The 17,697-nt window shown below is 58.0% G+C and carries 14 protein-coding genes; 9 read left to right on the forward strand and 5 right to left on the reverse strand.

Going from position 1 to position 17,697, the window contains the following annotated elements:
* Positions 1–52: 52 nt before the first annotated feature.
* Complete coding sequence (locus A9G06_RS00495; RefSeq protein WP_005336991.1) at positions 53–628, reverse strand: hypothetical protein; 576 nt, start codon at positions 626–628, stop codon at positions 53–55.
* A 76-nt stretch (positions 629–704) separates the two neighbouring features.
* Between A9G06_RS00495 and A9G06_RS00500 the strand changes: the two genes are divergently transcribed.
* From A9G06_RS00500 to lolE, 3 genes are all read left to right on the forward strand, one after another.
* A complete protein-coding gene (locus A9G06_RS00500; RefSeq protein ID WP_069553916.1) occupies positions 705–1,940 on the forward strand; it encodes a lipoprotein-releasing ABC transporter permease subunit in 1,236 nt (411 codons plus the stop codon).
* Between the two features lie 88 nt (positions 1,941–2,028).
* Complete coding sequence (gene lolD / locus A9G06_RS00505; protein ID WP_069553917.1) at positions 2,029–2,727, forward strand: lipoprotein-releasing ABC transporter ATP-binding protein LolD; 699 nt, start codon at positions 2,029–2,031, stop codon at positions 2,725–2,727.
* Positions 2,727–3,968: a lipoprotein-releasing ABC transporter permease subunit LolE gene (gene lolE, locus A9G06_RS00510; protein WP_069553918.1), complete on the forward strand. Its 1,242-nt coding sequence runs from the start codon at positions 2,727–2,729 to the stop codon at positions 3,966–3,968. The genes lolD and lolE overlap by 1 nt, the downstream gene beginning before the upstream one ends.
* An 88-nt stretch (positions 3,969–4,056) precedes the next feature.
* On the opposite strand, the gene yfbR is transcribed toward lolE, so the two are convergent.
* Entirely contained in the window at positions 4,057–4,647 is a 591-nt protein-coding gene (yfbR, locus tag A9G06_RS00515) for a 5'-deoxynucleotidase (RefSeq protein WP_069553919.1), read from the reverse strand.
* Positions 4,648–4,739: 92 nt separating this feature from the next.
* The gene (locus A9G06_RS00520; RefSeq protein ID WP_005336982.1) at positions 4,740–5,174 is read right to left on the reverse strand and encodes a YccF domain-containing protein; all 435 of its coding nucleotides are present in this window, start codon (positions 5,172–5,174) and stop codon (positions 4,740–4,742) included.
* A 441-nt stretch (positions 5,175–5,615) separates the two neighbouring features.
* Between A9G06_RS00520 and tig the strand changes: the two genes are divergently transcribed.
* From tig to ppiD, 6 genes are all read left to right on the forward strand, one after another.
* On the forward strand, positions 5,616–6,926 hold the full coding sequence (tig, locus tag A9G06_RS00525) for a trigger factor (protein WP_005336981.1): 1,311 nt from the start codon (positions 5,616–5,618) through the stop codon (positions 6,924–6,926).
* 86 nt (positions 6,927–7,012) lie between these two features.
* A complete protein-coding gene (gene clpP, locus A9G06_RS00530) occupies positions 7,013–7,636 on the forward strand; it encodes an ATP-dependent Clp endopeptidase proteolytic subunit ClpP (RefSeq protein ID WP_005336979.1) in 624 nt (207 codons plus the stop codon).
* Between the two features lie 70 nt (positions 7,637–7,706).
* Positions 7,707–8,981 carry an ATP-dependent protease ATP-binding subunit ClpX gene (gene clpX / locus A9G06_RS00535; RefSeq protein WP_005336977.1) on the forward strand — a complete coding sequence of 425 codons (1,275 nt, stop codon included), beginning with the start codon at positions 7,707–7,709 and terminating at the stop codon, positions 8,979–8,981.
* A gap of 141 nt (positions 8,982–9,122) precedes the next feature.
* Complete coding sequence (gene lon, locus A9G06_RS00540) at positions 9,123–11,477, forward strand: endopeptidase La (protein WP_069553920.1); 2,355 nt, start codon at positions 9,123–9,125, stop codon at positions 11,475–11,477.
* Positions 11,478–11,717: 240 nt separating this feature from the next.
* Positions 11,718–11,990, forward strand: coding sequence for a nucleoid-associated protein HU-beta (gene hupB / locus A9G06_RS00545; protein WP_005315375.1), 273 nt, complete (start codon positions 11,718–11,720; stop codon positions 11,988–11,990).
* 150 nt (positions 11,991–12,140) lie between these two features.
* Positions 12,141–14,054 (forward strand): peptidylprolyl isomerase, encoded by a 1,914-nt coding sequence (gene ppiD / locus A9G06_RS00550; protein ID WP_069553921.1) that lies wholly within the window; start codon positions 12,141–12,143, stop codon positions 14,052–14,054.
* 222 nt (positions 14,055–14,276) lie between these two features.
* Here ppiD and A9G06_RS00555 read toward each other — a convergent pair whose 3' ends face one another.
* Positions 14,277–15,869, reverse strand: coding sequence for an ABC-F family ATPase (locus A9G06_RS00555; protein ID WP_069553922.1), 1,593 nt, complete (start codon positions 15,867–15,869; stop codon positions 14,277–14,279).
* Between the two features lie 165 nt (positions 15,870–16,034).
* Positions 16,035–17,687, reverse strand: coding sequence for a cation acetate symporter (locus tag A9G06_RS00560; protein WP_069553998.1), 1,653 nt, complete (start codon positions 17,685–17,687; stop codon positions 16,035–16,037).
* Positions 17,688–17,697: the final 10 nt, after the last annotated feature.

Consider the following 17,697-nt stretch of genomic DNA (forward strand, 5'->3'; position numbering starts at 1 on the left):
CATGATTCGATTCTTTTAACGTTGACGTTATCTATCGCGACGTTCGCTATGGTTAGCGCTGACGTTCTTGGGCGCGCAGCTTGAGCTGCTTCGATTGCACGTGGAGGCTGGCACGAACCAGCAGTTCACGGTCATCTTCGCGGATCCGCACATAGTCGAGCTGCACATGGGTGCCATGTTCACCGCCGTCGAGCTGTTTGACCTGGCCATAGCAGTAGATGGCGGCCGCCTCTTCCCGCAGGAAGATCTTGAGGCGCACTATCTGGTGCAGGTGCGGCGCAGCCCCGTGATCATGATAGGGGTGCAGGTAGGTGAGCTGGCCAGCCCCGAAGCGCAGGGTGTGAAAGCGCTGCTCCGGATGGTCCTGCAGGGAGAGCACATAGCCCATGATCATGTCGATCTTGCGGGACTGCTGATTGACGATCTCGATCAGGTCGTGCATCGACTCGTTCTGGTTGCGCAGCAGGCGAGTGGTCACCAGATCGATGGAGGTAATGGCCGAAGAGATCCGAAAGGGCTCCGGCAGCTCAGCGTCCAGCTCCTCCAGCGAGGGGAGGTGGAAGTCGGCCGGCATGGGGATCACATTGACCGGCGTGGCATGAGTGACGCTGAAGAACTGTTCCTGCATGGAGGCTATCCCTTGTTGTCATGGACGGTTTCCCTTTATTATCCGGTATCTTATTTTGTTGGCAACGTACATATCCTTGAAGACCGGACTTTTTCAGCCCCTTTCGCTGGCCATCGGCCTGCGTTATGCAGGCTCGAAGCGCAGCAATCGCTTCGTCTCATTTATCTCCCTGTTCTCTACCTTTGGCATCGCCATCGGGGTCGCCGCCCTGATGGTGGTCATTTCGGTGATGAACGGTTTCGAAGGGCAGCTCAAAGGGCGCATCCTCGGGGTGATCCCCCATGTGGTGGTGACCAATCAGGCTGGCCGTATTGATGCAGACCCGCAAGGCTTGCCGGATCTGGCCAACTTACCCCATGTGGTCGCCACGGCCCCCATGCTCGACAGCGAAGGGATGCTGCAAAGCCCCGGCCAGCTGACCGGGGTGAGCGTGCAGGGGATCGACCCTGCAAAGTGGCCCAAGGATGACATCCTCCACAGCCAGATGCTGGGGGGGCGCCTCGATACCCTGCAGGCCGGCCACTACCGCATCGTGCTGGGGCAGGGGGTGGCTCGTCGCCTCAATGTCTCCATCGGCGATCAGGTTCGCCTGATCCTGACCGAGGGGACCCGCTTCACTCCGTTTGGTCGGGTACCGGCCCAGCGCCTCTTTACCGTCTCCGGCATCTTCGGGGTCGGCGCCGATGTGGATAACCAGATTGCGCTGATCGCCCTGGGGGATGCCCAGCGCTTGCTGCGTCTGCCGCCAGAAACCGTCGGTGGCATTCGCCTCTGGCTCGATGATCCCTTTGCGGCTGACGAGGTGATCAAGACGCCGTTGCCTGACGGATTGGTCTGGCAGGATTGGCGCCGTGAGCGGGGCGAGCTGTTCCAGGCGGTCGCCATGGAAAAACGGATGATGGGGCTGATGCTGGTGCTGATCATCGCCGTCGCTACCTTCAACATCCTCTCCGCGCTGGTGATGGTGGTGACGGACAAGGAGGGCGAAGTGGCCATCCTGCGCACCATGGGTATGAGTGAATCAGGGATCGTTAAAATCTTCATGGTGCTTGGCGCCTCCAGCGGGGTGATTGGCGCCCTGTTTGGCGGACTGGCAGGCCTTGCGCTCTCCCTGGGTCTCAACCCTCTGCTCAATGCGGTGGGGCTCAACCTCTATATGGCGGCGGGCGGCAGTGGCCTGCCGGTGATTGTCGAGCCGGCTCAGGTCATCACCATCTTGCTGGGCGCCGTGCTGCTGAGCTTCAGTGCCACCCTCTATCCGGCGGCCCGCGCTGCGCGGGTGAAACCGGCCGAGGCGCTGCGTTATGAGTAATGCCGTGAATAATGCATCTTCTGTTGTGACTGGTGCCCCCGTAGTTGCGGGTGCCAGCGTTGTTACCGAGGCAAGTGGAGCCCCTGTTATGAATGAAGCCGTATCCCGTGAACCTCTGCTGCGCTGCCAGGCGCTCAATCATGTCTATAAAGAGGGGGAGCTGGAGACTCAGGTGCTCAAGGGGATCGATCTCTGCGTTGCGCCCGGTGAAATGCTGGCGGTAGTGGGGAGCTCCGGCTCCGGCAAGACCACTCTGCTGCATCTGATGGGGGCGCTGGACAACCCCTCCAGCGGCGCCGTGCTGTTCAAGGGGGAGGATATTCACCGTTGGGATAGCCGTACCCAGGCGAAGTTTCGCAACCGCGAGCTGGGCTTTGTCTACCAGTTCCACCACCTGCTCTCCGAGTTCAGTGCGCTGGAAAATGCGGCCATGCCGCTGCTGATCGCCGGTGAGTCGGTGGCGGTTGCCACCGAAAAGGCGACCAAGATGCTGGGGCGGGTGGGGCTCTCCCATCGCTTGAACCACCGCCCCTCCGAGCTCTCCGGTGGCGAACGCCAGCGGGTGGCGATTGCCCGGGCGCTGGTCAACGAACCGAGTCTGGTGCTGGCTGATGAACCTACCGGCAATCTGGATCACGCCAGTGCCACCGCGGTGTACGAACTGCTGTGTGAACTGAACCGTGAACTGGGCACTGCGTTTGTGGTGGTGACCCACGACTTGAGCCTGGCGGCCAAGCTCCATCGCCGGGTGACCCTGGTGAGCGGCGTGATGGCGGAGGTTGCCTGATGTTCAAACCGCTGCCCCTCTTTCTGGGCCTGCGTTACAGCCGCTCCCGCCGTCGCAACGGGTTTATCGCCTTTATCTCTGCCTCTTCCCTGATCGGTATTGCCCTCGGGGTGATGGCGCTGATCCTGGGCCTCTCCGCCATGAACGGTTTCGAGCGGGAGCTTAAAGATCGAGTGCTCTCCGTGGTGCCGCAAGGTGAGCTGGACGCCGTTGAGCGGCCGCTGCCAGATTGGCCACGTCTGCGCGACTACCTGCTGGCTCAGCCGGGCGTTGAGGCGGCAGCGCCGGTCATTCGCCTCAATGGCCTGCTGGAGCACGGCTCCGCCCTCAAGGGGGTGCAACTGCGCGCGGTATTGCCGGAGCTGGAAGCCAATTTGTCGGATGCGGGCAAATACATGACGGGCCGCGGCCTGCGTGAGCTGCAACCGGGTGAGCGTGGGGTGATCCTTGGCAAGACCATTGCCGACAAACTGGGCGTCAAGGTGGGCGACACTCTTGGTTTGTTGTTGCCACAAGGGGGTGATCAGACCGGGATCAAGAATCCCCGGCGCGAAGCCCTGACCGTGGTGGGGCTGCTGGAGATCGGCGGTCAGCTCGACGGGTTGCTCGGCTTTATGCATCTGGCCGATGCGCAAGGGATCACCGGCATGGGCAGCGATGTGGAGGGCTTCAGCCTGCGGGTGAGCGACGTGCTCAAGGCGCAATCCATCACGGTAGCCGCCGCGCAGCAGTTCCCCCATCATGTTTACATCCGTAGCTGGATGAACAGCCAAGGCTACCTCTATCAGGACATCCAGATGGTGCGTACCGTCATGTATGTGGTGATGCTGATGGTGGTGGCTGTCGCCTGCTTCAACATCGTCTCCACCCTGGTGATGGCGGTGAACGAGAAGCGCAGCGAGATTGCCATCCTGAAGACCATGGGGGCGAGCCCCGGCCAGATCCGGCTTACCTTCGTCATTCAGGGGATGGTCAACGGCGTGGCCGGTGCCCTGCTCGGTGCCCTGCTGGGTGGGCTGCTTTCGAGCAAGCTGACCCAGATCCTGAGCGTTGTCGAAAAGCTCATCGGTCACCGCTTCCTCAATCCGGATATCTACTTTATCGACTTTTTGCCGACTGAGTTGCATATGCAGGATCTGCTCATCGTGACGGGCGCCGCCATCCTGATGAGCCTGGTGGCGACACTCTATCCCGCCTGGCGGGCGAGCGGTCTGGTACCGTCCCGCGAGCTGGGTCACTGATGCGTTGCATCTAATGCGCAATAAAGAACGAAGGGCCCGCCGGTGCAAACCGGCGGGCCCTTCTGTTTTTCAGGTCATGTAGACTGGCTTAGTGAGCGTTAAGCTCATCGAGTGGCAGGGAGAAGCTGGCCACGAAGGTGTCGATAAAGTAGCGCATCTCATCGCTCATCCGGGCTGCCAGCATGGCCTCGAGGCGCTTGCGAGCCGGTTCGAACTCCCGGTTGCCGGCGTTGATCTCCTCCAGACATTTGGTATAGGCGCAGAGGGTGTCGGCATCTTTCACCAGCCTAGCCAGCTCGTCATCCTGGGCTGCCGAATCGAGCAGGGGGCGAAAGTCCTCCACCAGTTCCGGCGGCAGCATGCCAAGCAGACGCTGCTCGGCAGCCAGCTCTATCTTCTTGTACTCGCGGGCGATCTCGGGATTGAAGTATTTGACCGGGGTGGGTAGATCGCCGGTCAGCACCTCACTGCTGTCGTGATAGAGGGCCATCACGGCGGCGCGGTCGGCATTCACGTTACCGCCAAACAGTCGATTTTTGATGATGCCGAGGGCATGGGCCACCATGGCGACCTGCAGGCTGTGCTCGGCGATGTTTTCCGGCTGGATGTTGCGCATCAGGGGCCAGCGGTAGATGAGTTTCATGCGGGCAAGATTGGCGAAAAAGTGGCTGGGTAACATGACGGCCTCAACAAAAGAGAATAGAAAAGGGCAGACCCTAGTCTGCCCTTTTTTTCGTTGCAGGGCAGCGTCTGCCCGCGCATTTCCCGCCGTTAGCGGATATAGCGGCCCGATTCCGCCTCCTGGTTGGTCACAATCATCTGGCCGATAGGAGCCAGACTGATGAGTGCTAGCTTGAGATGCTGGATACCGAACGGGATACCGATAATGGTCACGAAGCAGGCCAGCGCGGAAGCGATGTGGCCGATGGCGAGCCAGACACCGATCAGCACGAACCAGAGGATGTTGCCAATCAGTCCCAGCGTGCCGGTGCCGATATCGCTCTGGCCAGTCATGGTCTTGCGATTGACCGCCTGCTTGCCAAACGGGAAGAAGGTAAAGGTGCCGATCACGAAGCAGGCTCGTCCCCAGGGGATGCCGACCAGCGAGATAAAGCAGACAAGACCGGCCAGCCACCAGGCCAGTCCCATAAAGACACCTCCCAGTACAAACCAGAGCAGATTGAACAAGAAGCGGAAAAAGGCCATGTGAGTGACTCCAGATCATCAATTTGGTTGCCACCATAACGAGGGAGGGGTAGGGACGCAATGGTTGATTGGCCCAATCGCCATTTGGCTGGTCAAATTAAGTCGCCGCCCGCAACGGTTGGCTGTTTTTCGGCGAAAGATGGGCAATAAAGCGGCGTTCGGATGAAAAAAGGTGAGCAAACGCAAAATTATTGCCATCGGATAGTTGAAGTCGGGCACCTCTCTCCCCATATAAAGGGCAGTTTTGCACGAATTGTGCTTGCACGCCGCTCAATGTGGGGGATGTGTGGCTCGACTCGACCAAAGTGCGCCGCTATAATGCCGCGTCATATTTTCTCATCACAAAGACATATCGTTGTCTTTATAAACAGGAAGACTCCGGGCTTTGCCCAGGGGCAATAAAGGGTCAGCACACAGTGCTGAGTTGAACGAGGTAGAAGAATGCAAGTTTCTGTAGAGACAACCCAGGGTCTGGAACGCCGTCTTACCATCACTGTACCGGCCGCTACCGTAGACGCCGCTGTGCGTAAAGAATTGAATGGCCTGGCCAAAACTCGTCGCATCGACGGTTTCCGTCCTGGCAAGGCTCCGGTTGCCATCATCAAGAAGATGTTCGGCGCCATGGCTCACGCCCGCGTTGCTGATGAAATGATGCAGAGCAACTTCATCAAAGCCATCATCGAAAACAAACTGAGCCCGGCCGGTGCCCCGACCATGGATCCGAAAGAGATCAAAGAAGGTCAGGATTTCGAATTCACCGCCACTTTCGAAGTGTATCCGGAGTTCGAAGTTGCAGGTCTTGAGACCATCAAGGTCGAGAAGCCGGTTGCGACCGTGAAGGATGAAGATCTGGCCAACATGATCGACACCCTGCGCAAGCAGCACGCTACCTGGGCTGATGCCGATGTTGCCGCTGCCAATGGTATGCGTGTGACCATGGACTTCGTCGGTTCCATCGACGGTGAAGAGTTCGATGGTGGCAAAGCTGAAGGCTTCAACCTGGTGCTGGGCGCTGGCCGCATGATCCCGGGCTTCGAAGACGCCATCATGGGCAAGAAAGCAGGCGACGAGTTCACCATCGAAGTGACCTTCCCGGCTGACTACCACGCTGAAAACCTGAAAGGCAAAGAAGCCAAGTTCGCTTCCAAGCTGATCAAGGTTGAAGAGCAGATCCTGCCCGAGCTGACCGAAGAGTTCGTGAAGCGTTTCGGTATCGAAAGCGGTTCTGTTGAAGAGCTGAAAGCCGAAGTGCGTAAGAACATGGAACGCGAACTGGCTCAAGCCCTGAAAAACAGCGTGAAAGAGCAGGTTCTGAACGGTCTGGTTGAAGCCAACCAAATCGACCTGCCGAAAGCAGCTGTTGCTCAAGAGATCGACGCACTGCGTCAGCAGGCTCTGCAGCGCTTCGGTGGCTTCCAGGGCGGCAATGCTCCCGAGCTGCCGGCTGAACTGTTCCAGGCTCAAGCCGAGCGTCGTGTACGCGTAGGCCTGCTGCTGGGTGACGTGATCCGTACCAACGAGATCAAGGCTGACGATGCCCGCGTAAACAGCATCATCGAGTCCATGGCGACTGCCTACGAAGATCCGAAGGAAGTGATCGAGTACTACCAGAAGAACGAACAGATGCTGAACGGCGTTCGTAACCTGGCAGTAGAAGATCAAGCCATCGACCTGATCCTGTCCAAAGCGCAAGTGACCGAAAAAGAAGTTGCCTTTGACGAAGTGATCAACAAGTCTGGCGCCGCTGCCTAAGAACATTTGACTTAAGGTCAAGACTGTTAAGTATAATGGCTCGTGTGATCTCCACTCGGGCCATTTTATTTTAGGGACAATGCCTTATGTACAAGAACTATAACGATATGACCGATTCTCCCAGCAATGCGCTGGTCCCCATCGTGGTCGAACAGACTGCCAAGGGTGAACGTTCCTACGATATTTACTCCCGTCTGCTGAAAGAGCGGGTGATCTTCCTGACCGGTCAGGTTGAAGATCACATGGCCAATCTGGTGGTTGCCCAACTGCTGTTCCTCGAGTCCGAGAATCCGGACAAGGACATCTATATCTACATCAACTCACCGGGTGGCTCGGTGACTGCGGGCATGTCTATCTATGACACCATGCAGTTCATCAAGCCGGATGTCAGCACCGTCTGCATGGGTCAGGCCTGCTCCATGGGTGCCTTCCTGCTGGCTGGCGGTGCCAAGGGCAAGCGTTTCTGCCTGCCGAATGCCCGTGTGATGATCCACCAGCCGCTGGGTGGCTTCCAGGGTCAGGCATCTGATATCCAGATCCACGCCCAGGAGATCCTGAAGATCAAAAATACCCTGAACGAGCGCCTGGCGTTCCATACCGGTCAGGACATGGCTACCATCGAGCGTGACACCGATCGTGACAACTTCATGTCCGCCGAGCAGGCCGTGGCCTATGGTCTGGTAGACGGTGTCCTGAGCCAGCGTAGCTGAGCAGGGTGTCCCGGTCTGTTGTAAACTCAACAGGCCGATCCATCCTCTATTGATAAAACGAGGTTGCTGAATGACAGAAAAACGCAAGGGTGAGGGTGATAAGCTGCTCTACTGCTCTTTTTGCGGCAAAAGCCAGCATGAAGTGCGCAAGCTGATCGCTGGCCCTTCCGTCTACATATGTGATGAGTGTGTCGAGCTGTGCAACGACATCATCCGCGAAGAGATCCGAGAGATCTCTCCCAAGCGCGATGGTAACGAGCTGCCGACCCCTCATCAGATCCGCGCTCATCTCGATGACTATGTGATCGGGCAGGAGTACGCCAAGAAGGTGTTGGCCGTTGCCGTCTACAACCACTACAAGCGTCTGCGCAACAGCGGCGAAAACAGTGGTGTGGAGCTCGGAAAATCCAACATCCTGCTGATTGGCCCGACCGGTAGCGGCAAGACCCTGCTGGCTGAGACCCTGGCTCGTCTGCTGGATGTGCCGTTTACCATGGCCGATGCGACCACTCTGACCGAAGCCGGTTATGTGGGCGAGGACGTGGAGAACATCATCCAGAAGCTGCTGCAAAAGTGCGACTACGACGTAGAGAAGGCCCAGCGTGGCATCGTCTATATCGACGAGATCGACAAGATCTCTCGCAAGTCGGACAACCCCTCCATCACCCGCGATGTCTCCGGGGAAGGGGTACAGCAGGCACTGCTCAAGCTGATCGAAGGGACCATCGCTTCCGTACCGCCGCAAGGTGGTCGCAAGCACCCGCAGCAGGAGTTCTTGCAGGTTGATACCTCCAAGATCCTCTTCATCTGTGGCGGTGCCTTTGCCGGTCTGGACAAGGTGATCGAGCAGCGTTCCGTGAAGGGAACCGGTATCGGTTTTGGCGCCGAGGTGAAATCCAAGGATGCCAAGGCCACCCTGAGCGAGACCTTCGCCAAGGTAGAGCCGGAAGATCTGATCAAATATGGTCTGATCCCCGAGTTCATCGGCCGCCTGCCGGTGGTCGCGACCCTGACCGAGCTGGACGAGTCTGCCCTTATCCAGATCCTGAAAGAGCCGAAAAACGCGCTGACCAAACAGTACGCTGCGTTGTTCGATCTGGAAGGGGTTGAGCTGGAGTTCCGTGACGACGCACTCAACGCCATTGCCCGCAAGGCGATGGAGCGTAAAACCGGTGCTCGTGGTCTGCGTTCCATCGTGGAAGCCGTGCTGCTGGATACCATGTATGACCTGCCTTCTCTGGAAGGGGTCAGCAAGGTGGTGATCGACGAGACCGTGATCAAAGGGGACTCTGCGCCCTTGATGATCTACGAAAATCCCGAAACCCAGGCTGCTGCATCAGAGTAAATGTCTGATTTTTAATCAAATGGAAGGGGCTTTTTGCCCCTTTCATGCTTTTTACGGTTTCGGCGATTGAATCTCATCTCAGCGCCCCCATATACTCAGCCAAGCGCTTTGCCAACGGTATAACAAGCCGAGAGGACATATATGAACCTAGAGCGTTCAGAACGCATCGAGATTCCCGTCCTGCCTCTTCGTGACGTGGTGGTTTATCCCCACATGGTCATTCCACTCTTTGTGGGGCGGGAAAAATCCATTCGCTGTCTGGAAGCGGCCATGGAGCAGGACAAGAAAGTTCTGCTGGTGGCCCAGAAGGATGCGTCAACCGACGAGCCGACTGTGGAGGAGATCTTCACCGTCGGGACAGTGGCCAATATTCTGCAGATGCTCAAGCTGCCGGATGGCACCGTCAAGGTGCTGGTAGAGGGGGGGCAGCGTGCCCGCCTGGAGCGGATGATCGACGACAAGGATTTCTTTGTCTGCGAGGCTCAGTACATCCCCTCCCAAGCCATTGAGGAGAAGGATCAGGAAGTACTGGTTCGCTCCGCCATCGGCCAGTTTGAAGGCTATATCAAGCTCAACAAGAAGATCCCGCCTGAGGTACTGACCTCGATCTCGGCGATCGACGATGCTGCGCGTCTGGCTGACACCATGGCGGCCCACATGCCGCTCAAGCTGGAAGACAAGCAGAAGGTGCTGGAGATCGTCTCGGTTTCCGAGCGCATCGAATTCCTGATGGCGATGATGGAGTCGGAAATTGACCTGCTGCAGGTCGAGAAGCGCATCCGTACTCGCGTCAAGAAGCAGATGGAAAAGAGCCAGCGCGAGTATTACCTCAACGAGCAGATGAAGGCCATCCAGAAAGAGCTGGGTGAGCTGGAAGATAGCCCGGATGAGTTTGAAGCCCTCAATCGCAAGATTGAAGAGGCTGGCATGCCGGAAGATGCCCGTGAAAAGGCCCAGGCCGAGCTTGCCAAGCTGAAGATGATGTCTCCCATGTCCGCCGAGGCTACCGTGGTTCGCAGCTATGTGGACTGGATGGTACAGGTGCCGTGGAAGGCGCGATCCAAGGTCAAGAAAGACCTTGGCAAGGCGCAAGAGGTGCTGGACGCCGATCACTATGGCCTCGAGAAGGTCAAGGATCGCATCCTCGAATATCTGGCGGTACAGGCACGGGTGAACAAGCTCAAGGGCCCTATCCTCTGTCTGGTTGGGCCTCCCGGTGTGGGCAAGACCTCGCTGGGCCAATCCATTGCCAAGGCGACGGGCCGCAAATATGTGCGGATGGCCTTGGGTGGAGTGCGTGACGAAGCGGAGATCCGCGGTCACCGCCGTACCTATATCGGTTCCATGCCCGGCAAACTCATCCAGAAGATGGCGAAAGTCGGCGTGAAGAACCCGCTGTTCCTGCTCGACGAGATCGATAAGATGAGCTCGGACATGCGTGGCGATCCCGCATCCGCCTTGCTGGAAGTGCTGGATCCGGAGCAGAACAACAGCTTCAACGATCACTACCTGGAAGTGGATTATGACCTGTCGGACGTGATGTTCGTGGCCACATCCAACTCCATGAACATCCCGGGTCCGTTGTTGGACCGGATGGAAGTGATCCGTCTCTCCGGTTACACCGAAGACGAGAAGCTCAACATTGCCAAGCAGCATCTGGTTGCCAAGCAGATCCAGCGCAACGGCCTGAAAGCCTCCGAGATCACCATCGAGGATTCGGCACTGGTCGGGGTGATCCGCTACTACACCCGCGAGGCGGGGGTGCGGAGTCTGGAGCGCGAGATCTCCAAGATTTGTCGCAAGGCGGTCAAGCGTATCCTGCTGGACAAGAGCATCAAGCATGTTCAGGTCAATCAGGAGAACCTCAAGGAGTTCCTCGGGGTGCAGCGTTTCGATTACGGCAAGGCCACCGACCAGAACCAGGTGGGTCAGGTGTGTGGTCTGGCGTGGACCGAAGTGGGGGGCGATCTGCTCACCATCGAGACCACCAACATGCCGGGCAAGGGCAAGCTCACTTATACCGGCTCTCTCGGTGATGTGATGCAGGAGTCCATCCAGGCGGCCATGACGGTCGTACGGGCCCGTGCCGAGAAGCTGCGCATCAACGCCGACTTCTACGAGAAGCGCGATATCCACGTGCACGTACCGGAAGGGGCAACCCCGAAAGATGGTCCGAGCGCCGGTATCGCCATGTGTACCGCCCTGGTCTCCAGCTTGACCGGTAATCCGGTTCGTGCTGATGTGGCGATGACAGGGGAGATCACCTTGCGCGGCGAAGTGCTGCCCATCGGTGGTCTCAAGGAGAAGTTGCTGGCAGCCCACCGTGGCGGCATCAAGCGAGTGCTTATTCCGAAAGAGAACGAGCGTGACCTTGAGGAGATCCCGGCAAACGTCAAACACGACCTTGAAATTTATCCGGTTCGCTGGATTGACGAGGTGCTGGAATTGGCGTTGCAGGACAATCCACAGGGGTTTGAGCGCGTTTCTGTCGTGTAAATGTTGATGCGCCGCAAATTTGGCGCATTCGGCGGGTGGTTAAGGCTTGCATGCGCCCGATAACGGAAGTAGCCTTGACCACCGATCGGGTACTCGTGATGAGTCGCAATGCGTTGTGTGGCGCGGGTTTGCGCCAGATTGTCACTTGCAACTGATCAGGAGGCTTGCTATAAAACCTCCACTTGTTGTGGCCAGGGAAATCAGCGCCGCAGCGGTGTTTGATAAAAGGGGAATATAAGAGTGAATAAATCTCAACTGATTGACAAGATTGCAGACGGTGCCGATATCTCCAAAGCTGCCGCTGGCCGTGCGTTGGATGCCTTCATTGATGCTGTTGGTGAAGCGCTGAAAGAGGGTGACCAGGTTGCTCTGGTTGGTTTCGGTACTTTCGCTGTACGCGAGCGTGCTGCCCGTTCAGGCCGTAACCCGCAGACTGGCGCGACCATCGAAATCGCTGCTGGTAAAGTTCCTGCCTTCAAAGCCGGTAAGGCCCTGAAAGACGCTGTTAACTAAGTCGGTCGCTGATATCCGTCGGCTACCGTCCTTGGTCGCAGACCAGACAAGTTAGAGAGTCTTCTCTCATACTGATTGACCAAGGCGCATCGCAATCGGTGCGCCTTTTTATTGTTTACGCCCATCGAGTTCGGGAGCATAAGTACAAACATGATGTTGGATAAACTACGCGAAGGGGCGCAGGGCAAGGTAGCCAAGGTTATCTTGGGCCTGATCATCCTCTCCTTTGCCTTGGCTGGTGTAGGTAGTTACCTGAACGGCCCGGCCCGTACCGCCCCCGCCACCGTCAATGGCACCGAGATCAGTGCTGCGGCACTGGAAAATGCCTATCGTAACGAGCGCGCCCGCATGGAATCCCAGATGGGAGAGGCATTCAGCCAGCTGGCCGCGAACCCCGATTACATGAAACAGTTCCGTCGCGGTGTGCTGGATCGCCTGATCGATCAGGCGCTGCTGGACAGCAAGGCCCGTGAACTGGGTCTGCGTATCAGTGACGAACAGATCAAGCAAGCCATCGTGGCCATGCCGGAGTTTGCCGAGAACGGCAAGTTCAACAATGACCGCTATCTGCAACTGATCCGTCGTGCTGGCATGACTCCCGAAATGTTCCGTGACTCCCTGCGTCAGGACATGGTGCGTCAACAGTTGATGAGCGCCCTGCTGGGCACCGAATTCTCCCTCAAGGGTGAAGCGGAGCAGCTCGACAAGCTCTATAACCAGACTCGCGATCTGCGTCTGGTGCGTCTGGCTGCTGCCAACTACATGGCTGACGTTCAGGTCTCCGACAACGAGCTCGAGCAGTACTACAAGACCAATGGCGCCCGTTTCATGAACGATGAGCAGGTCAAGGTCGACTATCTGCTGCTGGACGCTGCCAACCTCGCCAAGGATATCAAGGTCACCGAGCAGGATGCCCAGGATTACTACGATCAGCACCAGGATCTGTTCCAGCGTGCCGAGCGTCGCCACGTGGCTCATATCCTGATCCCGTTTGGCAAGGACGAGAAAGCGGCCGAGCAGAAAGCAGAAGCCGTGCTGGCCAAAGCCAAGGTGGGTGATGATTTCGCTGCGCTGGCCAAGGCTGACTCTTCCGATACCTTCTCTGCCAAAAAAGGCGGCGAGCTGGACTGGTTCGAGAAAGGGGTGATGGATCCGGCCTTCGAGAAAGCCGCGTTCGCCCTGAACAAGGCTGGCGATCTCTCCGGCGTGGTGAAGAGCCCGTTCGGTTTCCACATCATCAAGCTGCTGGGGGTTGAAGCAGCCCAGACCAAGCCGTTTGCCGATGTGAAAGAAGAGACCATCACTCGTCTGCAAGCTGACAAGGCCAAGGAGAAATTCTTCGCCGAGCAGCAGAAGATGGCTGACAACAGCTTCGAAAACCCGGACTCGCTGGATCTGACCGCTGATGCCATGGGGATGAAGGTCCAATCTTCCGATTTCTTCACCCAGGCGACTGCTCCGGCTCCGCTGAACGATCCCAAGGTGCTCTCCGTGGCGTTCTCCGAACAGCTGCGCGATGACAACACCAACTCCGACGTGATCGAGCTGGCTGACGGCAAGGCGCTGGTGCTGCACATCACTGGTCACAAGCCCAAAGCGGTCAAGCCGCTGGCCGAGGTGAAAGAGCAGGTGATTGCCGCCATCAAGCATGACAAGGCCAGCGAAGTGGCCCGTGGCAAGGCCCAGGGCCTGCTAGACAAGCTGAAGGTCGGTGAGAGCATCACCGCTGATCTGACTGCACTGGGTCTGAAAGTGGAGACCCACAAAGGGGTTGCCCGCTTCGATCGCGAGCTGGATCAGAACCTGATTGCCCAGGCGTTCACACTGCCTCATCCGGTCGACGGCAAGCCGAGCGTGGCTCTGGTTGCCGAGACCAATGGTGACCGCGTTGTGGTTGCGCTGGACAAGGTCAACGTCCCTGCCGCCGTATCCGGTATGGCTGCCATGCTGCAAGCTCAGCTGGGTCAGGGCAAAGCCCAGGTGGATTACAAGTCTCTGATCGACGAGCTGCGCAAAGCGGCTAAGATCGAGTACTTCACCAGTGTGGAAGCGACCGTCGAGTAATCTGCACTGCACAACCCATTGAAAACGGCTCCTTGATGGAGCCGTTTTTTTATCTGTGGGCAAGAGGGGGGATACTCAAGCTCTGCTCTCTGCTCTCTGCTCTCTGCTCTGTGGCGTGTAGTCACACCACTGCTATACGCCATCTCAGTCGTCTAAATACGGGATATAAAAAAACCGGCACATGAGTGCCGGTTTTGCATGCGCACTTGCGCAGGAGTGGGATTAGACCACGCCCTGGGTGCGCAGGTAATCCTCGTAGGTGCCGCCGAAGTCGCGGATGCCATCTTCAGTCAGCTCCAGGATGCGGGTCGCCAGAGAGGAGACGAATTCGCGGTCGTGGGAGACGAAGATCAGGGTCCCCTGGTAGAGCTCCAGTGCCATGTTCAAGGATTCGATGGATTCCATGTCCAGGTGGTTGGTCGGCTCATCCATGATCAGGATATTGGGGCGCTGCATCATCAGCTTGCCGAACAGCATGCGACCCTGTTCACCACCGGAGAGCACCTTGACCGGCTTCTTGATGTCGTCCTGGGAGAAGAGCAGACGGCCCAGTATGGAGCGTACAGCCTGCTCGTCTTCGTTCTCCTGTTTCCACTGGGCCATCCAGTCGAACACGTTGAGATCAGTGTCGAAGTCTTCGGCGTGATCCTGAGCGTAGTAACCGATCTGGGCGTTCTCGGACCACTTGATGGTGCCGGTATCCGGTGCCAGTGCGCCGACAAGGGTCTTGATCAGAGTGGATTTACCGATACCGTTGGTACCCAGAATGGCGACCTTCTCGCCCACTTCCATCATCATGTTGAGGCCCTTGAACAGGGGACCGTCGCCATAACCCTTGGATACACCTTCCACTTCCAGGATGTTGCGATAGAGCTTTTTGTCCTGCTCGAAGCGGATGAAGGGGTTCTGGCGGCTGGAGACCTTGACGTCCTCAATCTTGATCTTGTCGATCTGCTTGAGACGGGAGGTCGCCTGACGGGACTTGGAGGCGTTGGCGCTGAAACGGGAGACGAAGGATTGCAGATCGGCAATCTGGGCCTTCTTCTTGGCGTTGTCGGCCAGCAGACGCTCGCGCGCCTGGGTGGCGGCCAGCATGTAGTCGTCGTAGTTGCCCGGGTAAACGCGCAGCTCGCCGTAGTCCAGATCCGCCATGTGGGTACAGACAGAGTTCAGGAAGTGACGGTCGTGAGAGATGATGATCATGGTGCTTTCACGTTCGTTGAGCACCTGCTCCAGCCAGCGAATGGTGTTGATATCCAGGTTGTTGGTCGGTTCGTCCAGCAGCAGGATGTCAGGGTTGGAGAACAGCGCCTGTGCCAGCAGCACCCGCAGTTTCCAGCCTGGGGCCACTTCGCTCATCGGGCCGTTGTGCTGCTCAAGGGGAATGCCGACACCCAGCAGCAGCTCGCCTGCACGCGCTTCAGCGGTGTAGCCGTCATATTCGGCGACCAGACCTTCCAGCTCGGCGGCCTTCATATAGTCTTCGTCGGTGGCTTCGAGGTTGGCGTAGATGGCATCGCGCTCGGCGATGGCTGCCCACAGCTCGGTGTGGCCCATCATGACCACGTCCAGTACGCGCATCTCTTCGTAGGCGAACTGATCCTGACGCAGCTTACCGATGCGCTCGTTGACGTCCAGGCTCACATTACCGCCAGTGGGCTCCAGATCACCACCGAGGATCTTCATAAAGGTGGACTTGCCACAGCCGTTGGCGCCGATAAGGCCATAGCGGTTGCCGCCGCCAAACTTGACGTTGATGTTCTCAAACAGCGGCTTGGCGCCGAACTGCATGGTGATGTTGTTGCTACTTAACAAGGTATGTGTCCCGATTGGTCTGTCAAATGGCGCGCATTATGGCACAGATCCCCCGAAAGTTTTAGCGAGAAGTGTGATCTTGATCGGGGCAAGCGGGGCGTGCAGCCGATTGATGGGCAATAAAAAAAGCCGGCATGAAGCCGGCTTTTGCGTGATGGCTGCCCGTTAGTGGGAAGTGGCGCCAGAGGCACCCAGCCCGGTTTGGGAGCGAACGAACTGCGGCAGGAACTTGGCATGCTCGTCGGCGGCGTTTTGGGAGCTGTCGGTGATGGAGAAGAACCAGATCCCGACGAAGGCCAACCCCATGGAGAAGAGGGCAGGGTATTCGTAGGGGAAGATAGCCTGGGCATGGCCCAACACTTTCACCCACACGGTCGGGCCCAGGATCATCAGGGTCACTGCGCTCGCCAATCCCAGCCAGCCACCGTAGACTGCGCCACGGGTGGTCAGGCGTGACCAGAACATGGAGAGGAACAGCACCGGGAAGTTGCAGCTGGCGGCGATGGAGAAGGCCAGACCCACCATGAAGGCGATGTTCTGCTTCTCGAACAGGATCCCCAGACCAATGGCAACCACGCCCAGCACCAGAGTCGTCATTTTGGAGACGCGCAGTTCATCGGTCTCGTTAGCCTTGCCCTTCTTCAACACGCTGGCATAGAGGTCATGGGAGACCGCAGAGGCTCCGGCCAGGGTCAATCCGGCAACTACCGCCAGAATGGTGGCAAATGCCACGGCGGAGATGAAGCCGAGGAACAGGCTGCCACCGACCGCATTGGCCAGATGGACTGCCGCCATGTTGGTGCCGCCCAGCAGGGCGCCGGTGGCATCCTTGAAGGCAGGGTTGGTGCTCACCAGCAAGATGGCGCCAAAGCCGATGATGAAGGTGAGGATGTAGAAGTAGCCGATAAAGCCGGTGGCGTAGAACACCGATTTACGCGCCTCTTTGGCGTCACTCACGGTGAAGAAACGCATCAGGATATGAGGCAGACCGGCGGTACCGAACATCAATGCCAGACCCAGCGAGATGGCGGAGATGGGGTCAGCAACCAGGCCACCGGGGCTCATGATGGCGATCCCTTTCTCGTGCACCTTGACCGCTTCGCTAAACAGGGCACCGATATCGAAGTTGACCGATTTCATGACCATGATGGCCATGAAGGACGCACCAGAGAGCAGCATCACTGCCTTGATGATCTGCACCCAGGTAGTGGCCAGCATGCCGCCAAACAGCACGTAGAGCACCATCAGGATACCGACCAGCACCACGGCCACATGGTATTGCAGGCCAAACAGCAGCTCGATCAGTTTGCCGGCACCGACCATCTGGGCGATCAGGTAGAGGGCGACCACCACCAGCGAACCACAGGCGGAGAGGGTACGCACTTCAGTCTGCTTGAGACGATAGGAGGCGACATCGGCGAAGGTGTATTTGCCGAGGTTGCGCAGCCGCTCGGCGATCAGGAACAGAATGATGGGCCAGCCCACCAGAAAGCCGATGGAGTAGATGAGGCCGTCATAACCGGAGGTGTAGACCAGCGCGGAGATCCCGAGGAAGGAGGCGGCGGACATATAGTCACCGGCGATTGCCAGACCGTTCTGGAAGCCGGTGATACGGCCACCGGCCGCATAGTAGTCGGAAGCCGAGCGGTTGCGCTTGGAGGCCCAGTAGGTGATGAACAAGGTGGCGGCTACAAAGACCACGAACATCACGATGGCCGACACATTGAGGGGTTGGCGTTGTACCTCGCCGGTCAGCGCATCCGCTGCCAGCAGGGGGGAGGAGGCCAGTGAGGCCAACAGCAGCCACTTGCCTTTCATGCTTTTTGCG

It is taken from the genome of Aeromonas sp. DNP9 (assembly GCF_001728955.1).
In the GTDB taxonomy this organism is placed as follows: domain Bacteria; phylum Pseudomonadota; class Gammaproteobacteria; order Enterobacterales; family Aeromonadaceae; genus Aeromonas; species Aeromonas veronii.

Coding starts and splice junctions, on each gene's coding strand:
- A9G06_RS00495 (WP_005336991.1), bottom strand. CDS start 628: ATGCAGGAACAGTTCTTCAGCGTCACTCATGCCACGCCGGTCAATGTG.
- clpX (WP_005336977.1), top strand. CDS start 7,707: ATGACAGAAAAACGCAAGGGTGAGGGTGATAAGCTGCTCTACTGCTCT.
- ppiD (WP_069553921.1), top strand. CDS start 12,141: ATGATGTTGGATAAACTACGCGAAGGGGCGCAGGGCAAGGTAGCCAAG.
- lolD (WP_069553917.1), top strand. CDS start 2,029: ATGAATGAAGCCGTATCCCGTGAACCTCTGCTGCGCTGCCAGGCGCTC.
- clpP (WP_005336979.1), top strand. CDS start 7,013: ATGTACAAGAACTATAACGATATGACCGATTCTCCCAGCAATGCGCTG.
- lon (WP_069553920.1), top strand. CDS start 9,123: ATGAACCTAGAGCGTTCAGAACGCATCGAGATTCCCGTCCTGCCTCTT.
- A9G06_RS00560 (WP_069553998.1), bottom strand. CDS start 17,687: ATGAAAGGCAAGTGGCTGCTGTTGGCCTCACTGGCCTCCTCCCCCCTG.
- yfbR (WP_069553919.1), bottom strand. CDS start 4,647: ATGTTACCCAGCCACTTTTTCGCCAATCTTGCCCGCATGAAACTCATC.
- A9G06_RS00520 (WP_005336982.1), bottom strand. CDS start 5,174: ATGGCCTTTTTCCGCTTCTTGTTCAATCTGCTCTGGTTTGTACTGGGA.
- tig (WP_005336981.1), top strand. CDS start 5,616: ATGCAAGTTTCTGTAGAGACAACCCAGGGTCTGGAACGCCGTCTTACC.
- lolE (WP_069553918.1), top strand. CDS start 2,727: ATGTTCAAACCGCTGCCCCTCTTTCTGGGCCTGCGTTACAGCCGCTCC.